We start from the raw sequence: 14,740 nt of genomic DNA on the forward strand, positions 1-14,740 counted from the left end.
TTGCCGATAGCTTTATATAAGATTTATTTCCCTTGTTGATCCCTTTGATGTTTATTTTGACCACCCTCATTACCCTCTTTTTTAGCCCCTTCCAGAAATATTTTTTCACCAAAGAGAGTTATTACAATAAAAACCCCAGAAACGATTATTACCGAAATATTCGTTTGAACCTTAACCCAAATAAATCCTGTCAATACAACGAAATCTAAAACAATAGCTGTAATTACAATTGCGGGATTTGCTTTGACCTTTTCTTTCATATGTTTAAGCACCCCTACATGAATAATAATATCCATGAAAAGATAAAATATAGCTCCCATCGCAGCAATACCCGAAAGATCAAAAAGGACAGTAAGAGTAATAGACAGAACTACGATGTATACCAGCATGTGTTGCTGAACATTTCCTGGCATTCCAAAATGTGAGTGCGGGATCAATTTCATGTTCGTCAGCATTGCTGTCATCCGGGAGACAGCAAAAATACTGAAGATAACTCCAGTAATAGTTGCAACTATGGCGATTCCCACTGTAAACCAAAGACCGTAATTCCCGAATAAAGGACGCGCAGCCTCTGCCAAAGAATAGTCCTTTGCCTGAACAATTTCAGGGATGCTAAGATTTGCTCCTACCGCCCAGGCCGTCATAAAATACACTACTCCACAAATTATTAGTGATAAAACAATTGCACGCCCCACGTTTTTATGAGGATTTTTCACTTCTCCTCCACTGTTGGTTATAGTGGTAAATCCTTTGTATGCTAGTATGGTAAGAGCAAGTGAGGCGATGTAATCTATAATTTCATTTTCAGGACCACCTGATGGTAATGCCGAGCCAATACTAAATTCTGCTGCCCATAAGGCTCCCACTGCAAATATTAGAATGCCACCAATCTTTATTGCAGCTGTGGTCATAGCGGTTTTGCCAATAACCTCATTACCTAAAATATTGACAACAAAAGCGGTAATTAATAATGCCACAGCAAGAACCGGAACCCAGAAACTATTTTCATTCCCATTGAAGAGTTGCATAGTGTATGTGCCGAAGGTTCGAGCAACGAGACTTTCATTCAGAATCATGGAAAAAGCCATTAATAATGCAGCAAAGGCTGTTATAGTTCCTTTACCATAAGCCTTCTGAAGAAACATAGCAATACCTCCGGCAGAAGGATATGCATCGGCCATTTTGATATAGGAATAAGCACTAAATCCTGAAATTATGCCTCCGACTATAAAAGATAGGGCGAAATATTCTCCTGATAATTCTGCCACCTGTCCAAGAAGTGCGAAGATTCCGGCTCCTATCATTACTCCAGTTCCCATTGCCACTGCGTTGGCTAAACTTAGACTTCCTTTGTTATAGTCACTCATAGAGAAAGTGTTTAATTAGAAAACCCAGCATTACTGGGTTTTGAATCGGTTTTAATAAAGAAGGTGTTTTTTATGTAAGAACCTTCACAGGCTCCCATGCATTCCTTGCTGGTTTTAGCAAAGTCCTTGCAATATTGAGTCTCATGTTTAGTTCACAACCTCCACCTATTAATATTACCCTTGGAAAAGGAGACACCTGTACACAAATGTTCCTTTGTTAATTGTGCTGCCTTTTCAAATTTAAAGTCTCTCTATTTCCATTAATCTTTAGAATATCCTTTTAATGTTCTTATTTACCACAGGTTCAATGATAGCAGCGGATGCAAAAATTACACCGGCACCAGCAAGACAATACATGCAGAGTTTCTTCTTTCTAAAAAGCATATCATAAAGCATAATTCCTGCACCAATAGTGTGGCCTAATACTACAGCCCCTAAAAGAATATCAAAGACAGGTTTTCTTGTTGCTTTTTCACTTCCACCAACAGTAGACAAGACCATAGTCGCAGCAAATAGTACATTGCTTACAGGAGCATCAGGCACACCCGCGATATAGGCAAATTTTGAAGTAATTATATTGTTTGTATCAAATACCCGAATAGGAATATCCGGTAACTTTTTAATAACACCTGACTGTAATAAAGAAATCACGTTAAAATTTATCAGCCCCAGAACGGAGAGCAATACGAGTTTTCTTCTTCTCACCATATCTTCTGCTTTACTGTTGAGAAGTTCATCACGTACTTCTATCGGTTTCGTTTTTTCTTCCAGGGCCTTAAGAATATTTTTTTTCACGTACAATTTTAATTAAATTATTGATTTCTTGGAACCGTAAAAATTAAAAATTTTTACATTAGAACAATGTTTATTCCTCCTATTTAACAAGGCTTTATCACCTGATGAACAATTATTGTAATATTTTTTGACCACCATTGATTAGAACTTCCGGAAAAAATTTGCGCACAATTTTATTTATTAATCTAAAATTATCCACAGAACCAACAGAAGAATAAGCAGAAGGATTGTCCCTTCCACGTATTTCTTGTTTTTACTTAACCATAACACCGTACTGGAATTTTTTGCTTTTTCCCCAAAATTACCGTGAGCGCCATGATCTCCGGGTATTGGTTCCCACACATTATTCTCCCGGTTTGGATCTTCCCGCTCATCTGTTTGCTGCCCCTTAAAAGCACTGTTTGCTAAAACCCGATCAGCATACCAGGGAGCAATTTTATTCCCAATAATTGCCTTAACCGTAGACCAACCTACCATCATCTCACGCCTGTTATTTTCTGCGGCAAACAAAATCGCATCTGCAGCCACTTCCGGTTGATAAATAGTGCCCATGGGCTGAGGCTTATTGGGTAAGCGGCTTTTAACAAAGCCGAATTGGGTGGTATTTAAGGCCGGCAATTGAACAATAGATATTTTTACTTTGCTTTTGTCGTGCAAAAGTTCGGTACGCAAAGAATCATAAAATCCTTCCACCGCATGTTTAGCACCACAATAAGCCGACTGCAGGGGAATTCCTCTATAAGTAAGAGCGGAACCCACAAAAACAATGGAGCCTTTATCCCTTGGCAACATGCGCTTCAAAGCCGACAGCGCACCATTCACCTGTCCCAGATAAGTCACATCGGTCACCCGTTTGTATTCTTCCGCCTTCATCTTTTTAATCGGACTGAAAACGCTGTTCATCGCATTGTTCACCCACACATCTATTGCACCAAGTTCTTCTTCGATTCTTTCTGCTGCCTCTTCAACCGCTACTGCATCGGCAACATCAACTTCATAATAAACAGCACGGTGACCCATTTTTTCTACTCAAGATTTAAAAAAATCGTTCAATGGATAAACTTCATCTAAAGTCAGCATCCGGGAAATATTTTTTAAATTTCTGCTTGTATTTACTGCTTTACAAGAAAGGGGGTAAATAGACGATTAATTTTTATTAATTTTAATTTTTCACAATTTAAAAAAGTTCATCTATGAAAAAATCTAATGAAACTATATGGTTGATTTCAGGATTGAGAACACCTTTCGTAAAAGTAGATGGAGCATTGAAAAATTACGATGTTCTTGATTTATCAGTACCCCTGGTAAAAGCTAATATCGCTCTCCATAATTTGATTCCTGACCTATTGATTTGGGGATCTGTAGCCCCAAATCTAGGATATAGCAATCTGGCCAGGGAAATTATAATGGATGCCGGCCTGGATCGAACCATTCCAGCTTTCACAACCATAATGGCCTGTAGTACCAGTATGATGGCTGCGATTGAAGCTGCTTCTCTAATAAATGAGGATCAAATTGCATTGGTTGGTGGAACGGAGAGTATGAGTAGGATCCAGTTGGGATTAAACCAGGATTTTTCAGATTGGTTAAGAAGACTTTTTCAGGCAAAAAGTTTCAAGGAAAAAATAGGGAAACTTAAAGATTTGAAATTTGGAAATATTCGCTTGTTTATTCCCAGTGTTTCTAATAGAAGTACAGGCTTGAGTATGGGGGAACATTCTGAGATTACTACCAAACGGCTTGATATAAAAAGAAAACCACAGGACGAAATAGCTCTTAAAAGCCATCAAAATTATATTAAAGGGCGTAATGATGGTTTTTTTGAGAACCTCATTTCGCCTTTAAACGGGATAACGGGAGATACTATACCCAGGGAAAATACGAGTATCGAAAAACTAAGTTCTTTAAATCCCGTTTTTGATAAAGAATCCGGAAATGGCACACTTACCGCAGGGAACTCTTCATTACTTACTGATGGTGCAGCGGGATTATGGGTATGTAAGGAAAAAGGAAAAGAAAAGTTCCCAAAAGGTTCATACGCCGTAAAACTTATCGATTGGGAAATTGCTGCTGTAAATATTGAGGAAGATGGGCTGTTAATGGCCACAACCTATGCCATACCCAGATTATTGGCACGACATAAACTTCGTTACGAGGATATCGATTTGTGGGAAATCCATGAAGCTTTTGGTGCTCAGGTTGTAGCAAACGTGCAATTACTTGAAGATAAGGACCATCTTGATAAGGCGGGAGTTTCTTTTGATTTTGGATCATTCCCCTGGGATAACCTCAATCCCCATGGTGGAAGCATTGCTATAGGACACCCCTTTGCCGCGACCGGGGCACGTATTATAAGCCAAGCTATTAAAGAACTGGCACAAAAAGGCGCCGGAAAAAAAGCCGTGGTGAGTATATGTGCCGATGGTGGTTTAGGAACGGTAATGCTTTTAAAATCCTGACAAAAAGTATAACATGACAGAACGGAGGCATCTTCCTATTGTCTAATTGTGCAGGGAATGCGAGAAAATATGCTACATGGCCTCGGGTACTGCTGTTGGAAAACACTTAAGAATTTCTTCTTCTTTTAAAGATTCGCCACTGTTAGTCTAAAGAACATTGCTTTTAAATACCATTAATTTTACCCGTGTCATTTCGTGCATTGCGTATTTAATACCGCCCATACCAATGCCCGAAGCATCTCTTCCTCCAAAAGGCATCCAGTCTACTCTGAAAGCGGTGTGGTCGTTTACCATTACGGCGGTGGCGTTTAATTTGTTGATGCAATCGAAGGCGATGTCAAGATTCTTTGTAAATACAGCCGCCTGAAAATGCATTTCCAGGTCATTGGCAATCTCAATAGCCTTATCTCTATTTGAATAGGTATAAACGCATACCACCGGACCAAAAATTTCACGAGTTGATACCTTAGCATTCAAAGGTGGATTTAGCAGTACAGTTGGTTCATAACAAGTATCGGAAATTCGTTTTCCCCCGCAAATTAATCCAGCCCCACCTTGCACAGCTTCTTTCACCCACTGTTCTACCCGATCGACTTCAAATGGAGAAATGAGTGGACCGACTTCTGTTTTTTCGTCCATAGGATCACCGACGATAAGTTTTTTAGCATCTTCTGCCATTTTTCCGACTACTTCTTCGGAAATGCTTTCTTCTACAAACACCCGTTGCACCGATACACAAACCTGCCCGGCATGATAAAAGCCTCCTTTGACCAGGGCGGGAATCAATTGATGCATATCTGCATCTTTTTCAACAATAACAGGAGCTGCCCCACCATGTTCCAATACACAGCGAGTTCCGGGCGGGAGCTTGGATTTAAGGTACCAGCCTACCTTAGCGGAACCAATGAATGAAAAGAAATTTACCCTCTTGTCAATCACCATCGATTCGGCTACCTCATTATCGCAAATAATGGCCTGGCACCAGCCATCAGGTAAGCCGGCTTCTTCCAGAAGATCGACAAAAGCGAGACATGATAACGGAGTATTTTGGGCTGGCTTAACAATAACAGGACATCCAACGGCGACTGCGGTGACTACCTGATGGACAATAAGATTAAGAGGATGATTGAATGCACTTATTGCCAATACCACCCCTATAGGTTCCCGCGTTGTAAAAGCCATACGATTTTCTGAAGCAGCCGTTAACCCCATTGGTATTTGCCCGCCCTTTACATGACCAATATTTTCCACTGCCAAACGTACTCCATTAATCGCACGTAATACCTCTATTTTGGAATCAATAAGTGGCTTTCCCCCTTCCCGGGTCGCCGTTTGCGTTAGCTCATCACGACGATTTTCCATTAGAGCTGCGACTTTCGACAGGATTGTTATCCGCTCATGTGGCTCCAACCAGCTTTTGCGATTTTGAAATAGATCGTAAGCGGTAGAAAGAGCTGTTTCAGCCGCTTCTTTTCCATCCCGGCGAATTTCCTTAATAACTTTTTGATCGTAGGGTGATATTATTTTTAACATATACTATATTTTAAATTCTGCTTTTGCGGACTAAATTCTCTGTCGAATTTTTCAAAGCTTACAGGTATTTTCTTTCAGCAATACGTTCAGAATACTGTGATTAAGTGAATAATCAATTGGCAGGTCAATTAAATGAACACCATTAGAATTGAGGCACTTCGAAAAAATTTCTTTAAAACTTTCATCCGAATCCGGACGATATCCGGTAGCTCCATAACTTTCGGCGAGGTTTACAAAATCGGGATTTTGATAATCAAGCCCGAAGTTGTCGAATCCCAAACCTTCCTGCTTCCATTTTATCATCCCGAAGGCATTGTCATTGAGGACAATGATAACCAGGTTAAGGTTCAGCCGTACCGCAGTTTCGAGTTCCTGAGAGTTCATCATAAAACCGCCATCGCCACAAATAGCAACTACTTTTTTATCCGGTTGCACCAATTTTGTTGCTATTGCTGAAGGTAAACCCGCGCCCATAGTCGCGAGCGCATTATCAAGTAACAAAGTATTTTGTTGGTAGGCTTTATAGTTTCGCGCAAACCAAATTTTATACATTCCGTTGTCAAGGGTAATAATCCCGTCTTCGGGTAATTCCTCCCGAACGATGTGTACTATACGTTGGGGCAATAGTGGAAAACGCTGATCTCGGGCATATTTCGACAAATGCTCTTCTACATTCTCTTTAATTTTTTGGTAATACGAAAAATCCCAATTCGACATATCTTTAATCTCTTTCGCAATATGAATTACTGAAGATGCAATATCTCCAACAACATTTAATTGCGGAAAATAGACTTCATCTACTTGTGCGGGAGAGAAATTGATGTGAATTACTTTGGTGCCTCCATGTTCCATATAAAAAGGAGGTTTTTCAATAGTATCATGCCCCACGTTAATAATCAAATCTGCGCGGTTAATGGCACAGTGCAGAAAGTCATGGCTGGAGAGTGCAGCAGTTCCCATAAATTTAGGGTGGCGTTCGTCCACTACACCTTTCCCCTGTTGGGTGTTAAAAAAAGGAATGCCGGTTTTATCAATCAAGGCTTTTAAAGCTTCACAGGTACGCTTTCTGTTAGCACCTGCACCTATCAATAGCAGCGGCATTTCAGCTTTCTCTATCATTCCCACAGCTTCAAGAATTGCCAGTTTTGGTGCATCAGGTCGGCGATAACGTACTACTTCAAAAAGCGGCGTATCAGTTTCTTCTTTGGCAATATCTTCAGGTAGTTCGAGGTGTACTGCTCCTGGTCGTTCTTCCGTGGCCAGTCGAAAAACTTCACGAACCTTTGACGGAATGCTATTGCCATTGACAATTTGATCAGTATATTTTGTGATAGGCCGAAACAATTCCACAATATCAATTATTTGAAAAAGGCCCTGCATAGATTTTTTGATTGGTTTCTGCCCGGTGATCATCATCATTGGCATTCCTCCAAGTTGTGCATAAGCAGCGGCCGTGGTTAAATTAGTGGCACCGGGACCCAGGGTGGACAGGCATACACCAGGTTTTCCAGTCAGCCGGCCGTAAGTAGCTGCCATAAAACCAGCTCCCTGTTCGTGGCGGGTTATAATCAAATTAATATTCGAATCTTTAATGGAATTCAGGAAATCGAGGTTTTCTTCGCCGGGTACTCCAAAAATATATTCTACCCCTTCATTTTCTAGGGCTTTTACAAAGAGATCGGATGCTTTCATTCTTTACGTTTGGTTACAATATAAAAATTATGGAACCTGATCAGCCAGAAATTATAATCGGCTAAAATCGGTGGTACGCTTATTAGTTCAAAAATAGGTTCAGCTAAAAAGAGCAGCAAAAGTGGTTAGTAGTCACCTTTTGAATAGATCTTTGGCTGTTAGGAAAAAATGATTCTTACTACCCCTGTCCTTCAATAGCTATTGCTGTCTATCTTTAAAAATCAAAAGAAAATATAATATTCAAGGCTCTCATTTTCTACATTTCACATTTTTGAAAATACAAATTAACCTAAAGTAAAAATCATCTACTTTGGGTATTTTATACTTAAATTTTTCTACAGTCTGCAGTAAAACGATACTTCTGCATATACCCATTAGAAACAATTCAGTTATTTGTAACATTAGCCTCCATCTCCTTAATATACATAGATTCGATATTTTTTTACGCTTTTAGAGGCTTCTTTTACCGCATTTCGAGCCGCATCATCAAACTTTTTTCTGACGAAGCAATTACTTCTATAACTCTAATTATACCCATTGCTTTAGATTTTATATTACTAAACGATCAAGTATAATCCCAAATTAATTAATCTATAAAGGCTGGTCAAAGGATTAACATAAGCTTATAAGATTAAACGCTTATTTGAAGTTTTGGAGAGTTACAGTTATTTGTTCCTAATTTTCTGTTGAATTTTCAATTTCTCTTAGCACAACCATTTAAGTAGTAGGTGGCTTGAAAATATTTTCGTCTGCACCCTTGGTAATAATTTTTTTAGTGTTGGACATCAGGTCTTGTCCCACAGTTTGAATTACAGCTTTTTTTTCAGGTTACTTTAAAACCGCAGGCGTCCATAAAAAGAGCTCCTGCGGTAACTATACCCGCACCCAGTAATGCGTTTTTTCCTGGCCTCGTATATCTTTAAAGGATTTCCGTAATCTTTATTTTCCATTTATCGGTTAAACTCCCATCTTCTTCATCCTGAACAATTCCCCGTACTTTCACCGTTCCGGGCTGAAGCGAATTTATAACACTCTGCCCTGTATTTGAAGTGAGATAATATTCCTCATTTTTCACTTTTATTTTTAAAGCGTTGTCTTCTTTTATAAGTTGCCCTTCCAAAACCACTTCAGCATTTTTGGCGGAAAATCCATTCACTTTCACTTCTTCCTGAATTTGTTTCAGGCTTAAATTATTGTTTGCAGTCAGATCTAAATAAGCTTTGCCATCATTTAAGCTTACCCGTACCTTTTCTATGCCATCCATTTTTTTGAGTCCGCGTTCCAGCCCATAGGCACAAGGTGCGCAATCCATTCCAAAAACTTCCTGATCCACTTTGGTGATTTGGGCGTTGGAACTTATGGTTCCAAACACTGCCACTACGATAATTAATGCTATTCTTTTCATTTTTACTCTTTTTTTGTGTTTAAAATTCTCTCTTTAATATCTGTTATAACCAATAACTTATGTTCAGTGCGACCCTATACTTTTCACGGGGCGTATTCGGTATTAAATCCCGGTATACCGGGAACAATGCCCCGAAGGAAATTCCCCAGGGACCGGTAAGTCCTAAAATGGAAGGACCAACCAATACTTTTTTACTCCGTTCATCTGTAGAAAAAAATTGTCCGTTCACTTTATTATCTCCGGGAAATTCGGCCAGTGATTCTACAAATATCCGCCAGTCGGGTTTAGGATAATCCCCCATAAAAATATCGGGGCGGTAACCTATCACCATGCTTGCATAGGGTAAATCGCCTAATTGCTCGTTGTCCTTTTCTAAATAATATTGGTAACCGCCACCTAACCACGCATACCAAACCCTGGAGGCATAGCCGGTGGAAATAGCTCCATGGACGGAATTTCCTACATTCACCTGTCCGCGAACATCCTCAGTAGGGGCAGATACACCTAAAATTGCTGTGGATTCAAACCTCTTTCCTACCCCAAAAGCATTTGAAAAAAAACGATACCACAAAGCAGCCTCAATATCTCCATTAGAAGGCATCATACTATTTCCACGGGTTCGTGGAGCATTTTCCAGACGCTCAATCACAGTAGGAGTGGTAAGGGTAACCTGTAAATCTTCTGTAATGCCATAGAAAAATGTATACCGAAGCATATAAGAAGCCTCGTCTTCGGTCCCTATGCTCATTCCGGCAGCGTTCATGTTTATACCGCCTTTTGCCAGGGTGGGGGTTTGTAATCCATAAATTGGGCCATGTCCCTGGGCTTGCGCTGTATTTATTATAGATAATCCTACAAATAAAATTAAAAAATAGTTTTTCATGTTTTGTGAATTTAAACTCCTAAAAATTTTTGAATGGGTAACAGTAAATAAGCAGCAAACAATCCAAGGACATAAAGGCCAAAGGAAATCCAAAGAATGGCTTTGCTCCATCTTGTTGCTGTATCACAGGCGGTTTCATTTCCGTTTTCATCGATCTCGCAGGTTTGGTTTCTTTTTCTTCCGTAGAACAACCAGAAATTAAAGCCTATCATAATCCCGGCCATCAGGAAGGTCCAGTCTTTATATTTGCTCATGGTTATGAGCCAGGGCAGGTCAGAAGCCAATCCTGCCACCACCGCTCCCATTCCCAGGGCAACCAATAGCGAAGGCAGGGCGCAACACAGTAAGGTGGAAACCGAGGTAAAAAGGGATCCTATACTTACGAAGTCTTCTTTTATTTTAGCAAACATCTTTATTGTTTTTATACAGGTATCTCTATCTGTTTACAGAAGCCCCCTTTTCGGTTACAATTTCCACTTCAAACCCCCGGTCTTTGATAAGGGAGATTATCTTTTCTTCTGAAATCTGCTCTGGATCATATTCAATAATCGAGGAGCTTTTATCAAAGCTTGTTTCACTTTTAATAATACCTTTTTGCTCTTTGAGCATTGCGTCGATACCATTGGCACAGCCGGATTGACAATGCATGCCTTTAATTTTTAAGTGTAGGATTTTTTTATTCATATTCTTTTGGGTTTTGAATTCAATTTGATTTTCATTTTTCTGCTCCATGGCGCTTGCGGGATTCCCGGAAGACACGAGGACTGTTCCGGTTAATAATGCCGTGAAAATTTCTTTTCGTAATCGTATCATATTATAATTTGTTTACAAAATTAACTATGCCAAAAATAAAGGCGGTTAGGGGGTGGTGCGCAAACTGAATTTTATTTTTTTTCTCTATAGAAATCCTAATGCTTAACCTATCTAAATATCAGCAACATTCTTTTCTCAATTCTTCCTTCGGATGGTATAATGGATGGTCTGGGCAATTATCAGCCCCTCGCGCACTATGTAGGAATCTGCTCCGTCATCTATTTGTGAATTATCTGAATTTGCAGTCCATTCCAGAAAAGCTATTTCATCTTCAAAAAGAAAATTGATATAGTTAAAATCCGCTTCAGGGAAATCTTTGATCAGCATTTTATTTAATTCCCTTAGTCCTTCATGTCCTTTATAAATACCATGCGTAGTAAGAAGGATCAAATTTTTGGAAAAGTTTCTATGCAGGTCCTCTTCTATAGATCCCTTTTTAGAAAGTTCCAGATGATCTTTTAATACTTCTTCTGTAGTTCTCATAGGCTAAAAATTTTATATTTAAAATAGGCTTTAAAAAATTGTTTGCAGCACATTCTATTTTTTGGGATCATCCCTTATTGACACCATTTTTCTTGTTGAGGCCCAAATACTGGTCACTGCTGCCAGTATGATTATATTTTTCATTACATATTGACCTTTCATAGTTAATACAAATGGGAAATGGGAGAACATTTGTTCGGGAAAAATGAAGAAGGTTGAAAAAGTTCCTAACATATGCAGGAAAAATAAGCCTAAAGCCCATTTCAAAAACTTCCCCAATAACAAGGATATGCCAATAAGGCTTTCAAAAATAGCCAATATAGGCATACAACTTCCTTGTGGAAGGAAATGGCCGCTCAGGGTACAAATGGTTGAGGAAGCCAAATCTTCTGCCGGGCTCAGACCAATAAAAAATTTAACCATCCCAAACCAGATGAAAATTATGCCAATGCTCCACCTTAAAAAAGTTATGGCCTTACCAGAATCTAAATGGATGTTATAGCTTATCATTTTATTGATAATTTCATTTCTGTCTGCAAAAGTTTTGCGGCTACAATCGTAAATACTGCCTGTACAACCGCAAAAATAATTAACGCCTGATCTAATCCTAATTTCAATAATTCCCCAAATAATAAGCTCCCAAGGCCGAAGCCCGTAAACAATGCAAAAACGTTGAGTCCCATTGCTTGTCCACCCTGTTTTTTACCACCCAATTCGGTTACTATACCTGCAAATAGAGGTTGCGTGAGGTCGTATCCCAAAGAAATCAAGGTGACTGCAAGGGCGGCCACAAGAACGGGTATTTCCAGAGCGAGACTGGCTGTTGCTATGGCGGCTGTTGCCAAACCTATTAAGATAATAGGATAACGTCCCAGGCGATCAGCTGTGCGTCCTATAAGGGAACCAAAGAAAAACCCTGGCAAGCCATAACCTAGAATGGCCAAACCGATTTCTAGTGGGCCCAGATCATACTTTTGCACAAAATATACACCTAACCAGGTATAAATACCTGAATGGAAGATCCCATTCCAGAATACGAATAAATAGGTCCTTAGCCCCCGGGGAAAAGCAAGTAGCCTGTAAAACCCACCTAACATTTTTTTTAATGAAGTTTGGCCGGATTTATGAAGTTGCTGTTTCCAGCCCATTCGGGCTACCTGTATCCACAATGCCAAAGCGGCCAAGAAGGCAGTTGCCAAAAATAACATACGCCAGCCTGTATAAGGTTCCAACGTTATCCCGGCGGTAGAACCTAAAGCCATTCCTCCTTCCATAGCGGCAAATAAAAGTCCCAGAGGCCTCCCTCTTTCCGAAGGTTTGAACATATCTCCTACAAGTGCCAGGGCCATTGGCACCACACCGCTTGCCCCTAAACCCGTGAGCAAACGTAACAGAATGAGTTGTGAAGCAGATTGCACCAGGGCGGTTGTCGCTGTTAATACAATAAAAGCCAGTAGGGATATTTGAAGTATGCGTTTTCTTCCAAATTTATCGGATAGGAAACCATAAAACAGGACTGAAACTCCATAAGCCAGCATATAAGCTGGTACTATAAGACCAATCCGCTGTTCTGATACATTAAAAATAGTTGCCAGTTTAGGAATAAGTGGCGCTATCATATACGCCTGAAAAAATATTAAACCTGCTGCCATGGCCAGGGGAGCGAAAATAGAGCTTAAAGTTTTTTTTGGATTTGGATTGTCCATTAATTGGTATTATTGTTACTGATAGTTTTTAAAGCTGTTATATCTATTTGGCTTTTTGAATAAACCGCCATTTCATAATTATAAAGTTTCAAACATAAAAACCAACATAGGGTGATATCCTAATGTTAGCTTCCTTTATTTTAAAAAAAGGAGCAACTTTTTAGTTGCTCCTTTTGAGAAAAAATCCTACAACTTTTTCTTAAGCTGCCATTTCTTTACAACTCTCGGCACAGGCACGACATTTTTCTGCGCATTGCTGACAAACTTCACTGTCAAACTTTGCGCACTCATCTGCACAGGCTTTACATAAGTCGGCACAAATGCCGCAAACACGGCTTGAATAGTGAGACTGGCTCGCCAGTAGTTGTACACAGGCCGCACACAAAGCAATACAATCGAGACAAAGCTGAAGGCAACGTTTCATTTCCTGCTCTCCAACGTGCTGGTCGAGGCAAATTCGAGATGCTGTAATACAGGCGTTGCAATCATCAATACATTTTTGCATTTCTGAACTTAATGGTTTCATAATTTAAATGGTTTTAGTTATTTCCTGACGCGTTCGGAAATCAGAAATAAAAGATTAAGAGCCGAACCTCTTTTCAAAGATCGGGTCACAGCCCGGGGGGTAGGCAAGAGGATTAGTAAAGGTTTAACATCTTAATTCAATTAAAAACAAAAGTGGCAGCCAAAATGGCTGCCATTATAAAAGGTTTCAGGTTTTAATTTCAGTAAGAGGGCTTTCTTAGCTGGCTTTTCCTATTCCTGCTTCGATAAGCTTTTCTTTGCTGATCCCACTGTTTGTACAACATTCGAGCAGTTTGCCATCCACCGCTACCGCGGGGATTCTTTTAACTCCATATTCCTGCATCTTGGTTAAACAAGATTTATCATCACATTGGTCAACCATATTATAGGTGGTTATTTCGCAACTATCGCAGGACAACTCTTTCACCATTTTCACAACCGGATCACATACCGGACAATTTGCCGTAAATATTTCTATTTGTCTTTTCATTTTTTTGAATTTAAATTAACAATCGGTTTTATCGCTCTTTTGAAAGAACAGTTCAAAGATAAGAGCGGAACCGGGGTGGTCTCCAAAAAAAATCTGCCTTTTAAAAGACAGATTTTTTTAGTATTTAAATTAAATCCAAATTTTTGAAGAATGTTTTACTCTGATCTATTATCGGAAATATAAGATTCCAATCTTCGTTTAAGTTCATCAATTTCCTTCATTTTGCTCGTAAGCGTATTCAGTTCCAAATCGGGAAATTGTTTGCGAATAAATTCAATTCGCTCTTCATTACCGCAATTACCGGGACAGGCTTCGACAGTTTCTGAAATTGTGATCGCCAGCGCTTTACGATACACTTCATCTAAAAGAAGGAAATGCGCCTTATCCAGTCCTTTTTGCGCTGCTTTGAACTGGATCAGTATCTTTTCTGGATCTTTATTTTCATCCAACATTTTTATGAGACCATTTGTTTGTCCATTGATGCTCTGTAGCCTGGTTTTGATGTCTTTACTTAAGTCCCGTGGTATCATTTGGTTTTTTTCTTCAAATTTACAACATGTCCCGGGGTGGTCACCAAATTTTAAAAGAG

Annotated in this window: 16 protein-coding genes; 2 read left to right on the forward strand and 14 right to left on the reverse strand. The window is 39.5% G+C overall.

Annotated features, from left to right (window positions below):
- Nucleotides 1-23: 23 nt before the first annotated feature.
- The 3 genes from RM549_RS16215 to RM549_RS16225 all read right to left on the reverse strand — a co-directional run bounded on the left by RM549_RS16215 (nucleotide 24) and on the right by RM549_RS16225 (nucleotide 3,182).
- Nucleotides 24-1,367, reverse strand: a complete 1,344-nt coding sequence (locus tag RM549_RS16215) for an APC family permease (protein ID WP_311686723.1) — start codon at nucleotides 1,365-1,367, stop codon at nucleotides 24-26.
- A gap of 267 nt (nucleotides 1,368-1,634) precedes the next feature.
- Nucleotides 1,635-2,162, reverse strand: coding sequence for a vitamin K epoxide reductase family protein (locus RM549_RS16220; protein ID WP_311686725.1), 528 nt, complete (start codon nucleotides 2,160-2,162; stop codon nucleotides 1,635-1,637).
- Between the two features lie 180 nt (nucleotides 2,163-2,342).
- Nucleotides 2,343-3,182 (reverse strand): SDR family oxidoreductase, encoded by an 840-nt coding sequence (locus RM549_RS16225; RefSeq protein ID WP_311686727.1) that lies wholly within the window; start codon nucleotides 3,180-3,182, stop codon nucleotides 2,343-2,345.
- 173 nt (nucleotides 3,183-3,355) lie between these two features.
- Here RM549_RS16225 and RM549_RS16230 point away from each other — a divergent pair, with 173 nt between their 5' ends.
- On the forward strand, nucleotides 3,356-4,621 hold the full coding sequence (locus RM549_RS16230) for a thiolase family protein (RefSeq protein ID WP_311686729.1): 1,266 nt from the start codon (nucleotides 3,356-3,358) through the stop codon (nucleotides 4,619-4,621).
- Nucleotides 4,622-4,768: 147 nt separating this feature from the next.
- Here RM549_RS16230 and RM549_RS16235 read toward each other — a convergent pair whose 3' ends face one another.
- The 7 genes from RM549_RS16235 to RM549_RS16265 form a co-directional block, all read right to left on the reverse strand.
- Nucleotides 4,769-6,154: an aldehyde dehydrogenase family protein gene (locus tag RM549_RS16235; protein WP_311686731.1), complete on the reverse strand. Its 1,386-nt coding sequence runs from the start codon at nucleotides 6,152-6,154 to the stop codon at nucleotides 4,769-4,771.
- Nucleotides 6,155-6,205: 51 nt separating this feature from the next.
- Entirely contained in the window at nucleotides 6,206-7,846 is a 1,641-nt protein-coding gene (locus RM549_RS16240) for an acetolactate synthase large subunit (RefSeq protein ID WP_311686733.1), read from the reverse strand.
- 919 nt (nucleotides 7,847-8,765) lie between these two features.
- Complete coding sequence (locus tag RM549_RS16245; protein WP_311686735.1) at nucleotides 8,766-9,251, reverse strand: heavy-metal-associated domain-containing protein; 486 nt, start codon at nucleotides 9,249-9,251, stop codon at nucleotides 8,766-8,768.
- A 43-nt stretch (nucleotides 9,252-9,294) separates the two neighbouring features.
- Nucleotides 9,295-10,134, reverse strand: coding sequence for a hypothetical protein (locus tag RM549_RS16250; protein WP_311686737.1), 840 nt, complete (start codon nucleotides 10,132-10,134; stop codon nucleotides 9,295-9,297).
- Nucleotides 10,135-10,145: 11 nt separating this feature from the next.
- A complete protein-coding gene (locus RM549_RS16255; RefSeq protein WP_311686738.1) occupies nucleotides 10,146-10,544 on the reverse strand; it encodes a hypothetical protein in 399 nt (132 codons plus the stop codon).
- A 25-nt stretch (nucleotides 10,545-10,569) separates the two neighbouring features.
- The gene (locus RM549_RS16260) at nucleotides 10,570-10,947 is read right to left on the reverse strand and encodes a heavy-metal-associated domain-containing protein (protein ID WP_311686740.1); all 378 of its coding nucleotides are present in this window, start codon (nucleotides 10,945-10,947) and stop codon (nucleotides 10,570-10,572) included.
- Between the two features lie 135 nt (nucleotides 10,948-11,082).
- Nucleotides 11,083-11,430, reverse strand: coding sequence for a nuclear transport factor 2-like protein (locus RM549_RS16265; protein ID WP_311686742.1), 348 nt, complete (start codon nucleotides 11,428-11,430; stop codon nucleotides 11,083-11,085).
- 205 nt (nucleotides 11,431-11,635) lie between these two features.
- Here RM549_RS16265 and RM549_RS16270 point away from each other — a divergent pair, with 205 nt between their 5' ends.
- On the forward strand, nucleotides 11,636-11,932 hold the full coding sequence (locus RM549_RS16270) for a hypothetical protein (RefSeq protein ID WP_311686744.1): 297 nt from the start codon (nucleotides 11,636-11,638) through the stop codon (nucleotides 11,930-11,932).
- Between the two features lie 4 nt (nucleotides 11,933-11,936).
- On the opposite strand, the gene RM549_RS16275 is transcribed toward RM549_RS16270, so the two are convergent.
- The 4 genes from RM549_RS16275 to RM549_RS16285 form a co-directional block, all read right to left on the reverse strand.
- A complete protein-coding gene (locus tag RM549_RS16275; protein ID WP_311686746.1) occupies nucleotides 11,937-13,136 on the reverse strand; it encodes an MFS transporter in 1,200 nt (399 codons plus the stop codon).
- 199 nt (nucleotides 13,137-13,335) lie between these two features.
- Complete coding sequence (locus RM549_RS19590) at nucleotides 13,336-13,662, reverse strand: four-helix bundle copper-binding protein (protein WP_489752692.1); 327 nt, start codon at nucleotides 13,660-13,662, stop codon at nucleotides 13,336-13,338.
- Nucleotides 13,663-13,878: 216 nt separating this feature from the next.
- Nucleotides 13,879-14,151: a thioredoxin family protein gene (locus tag RM549_RS16280; RefSeq protein WP_311686748.1), complete on the reverse strand. Its 273-nt coding sequence runs from the start codon at nucleotides 14,149-14,151 to the stop codon at nucleotides 13,879-13,881.
- A 155-nt stretch (nucleotides 14,152-14,306) separates the two neighbouring features.
- Nucleotides 14,307-14,681 carry a metal-sensitive transcriptional regulator gene (locus tag RM549_RS16285; RefSeq protein ID WP_311686750.1) on the reverse strand — a complete coding sequence of 125 codons (375 nt, stop codon included), beginning with the start codon at nucleotides 14,679-14,681 and terminating at the stop codon, nucleotides 14,307-14,309.
- Nucleotides 14,682-14,740: the final 59 nt, after the last annotated feature.

The sequence above is a fragment of the Autumnicola patrickiae genome (assembly GCF_031846525.1).
Classification (GTDB): domain Bacteria; phylum Bacteroidota; class Bacteroidia; order Flavobacteriales; family Flavobacteriaceae; genus Autumnicola; species Autumnicola patrickiae.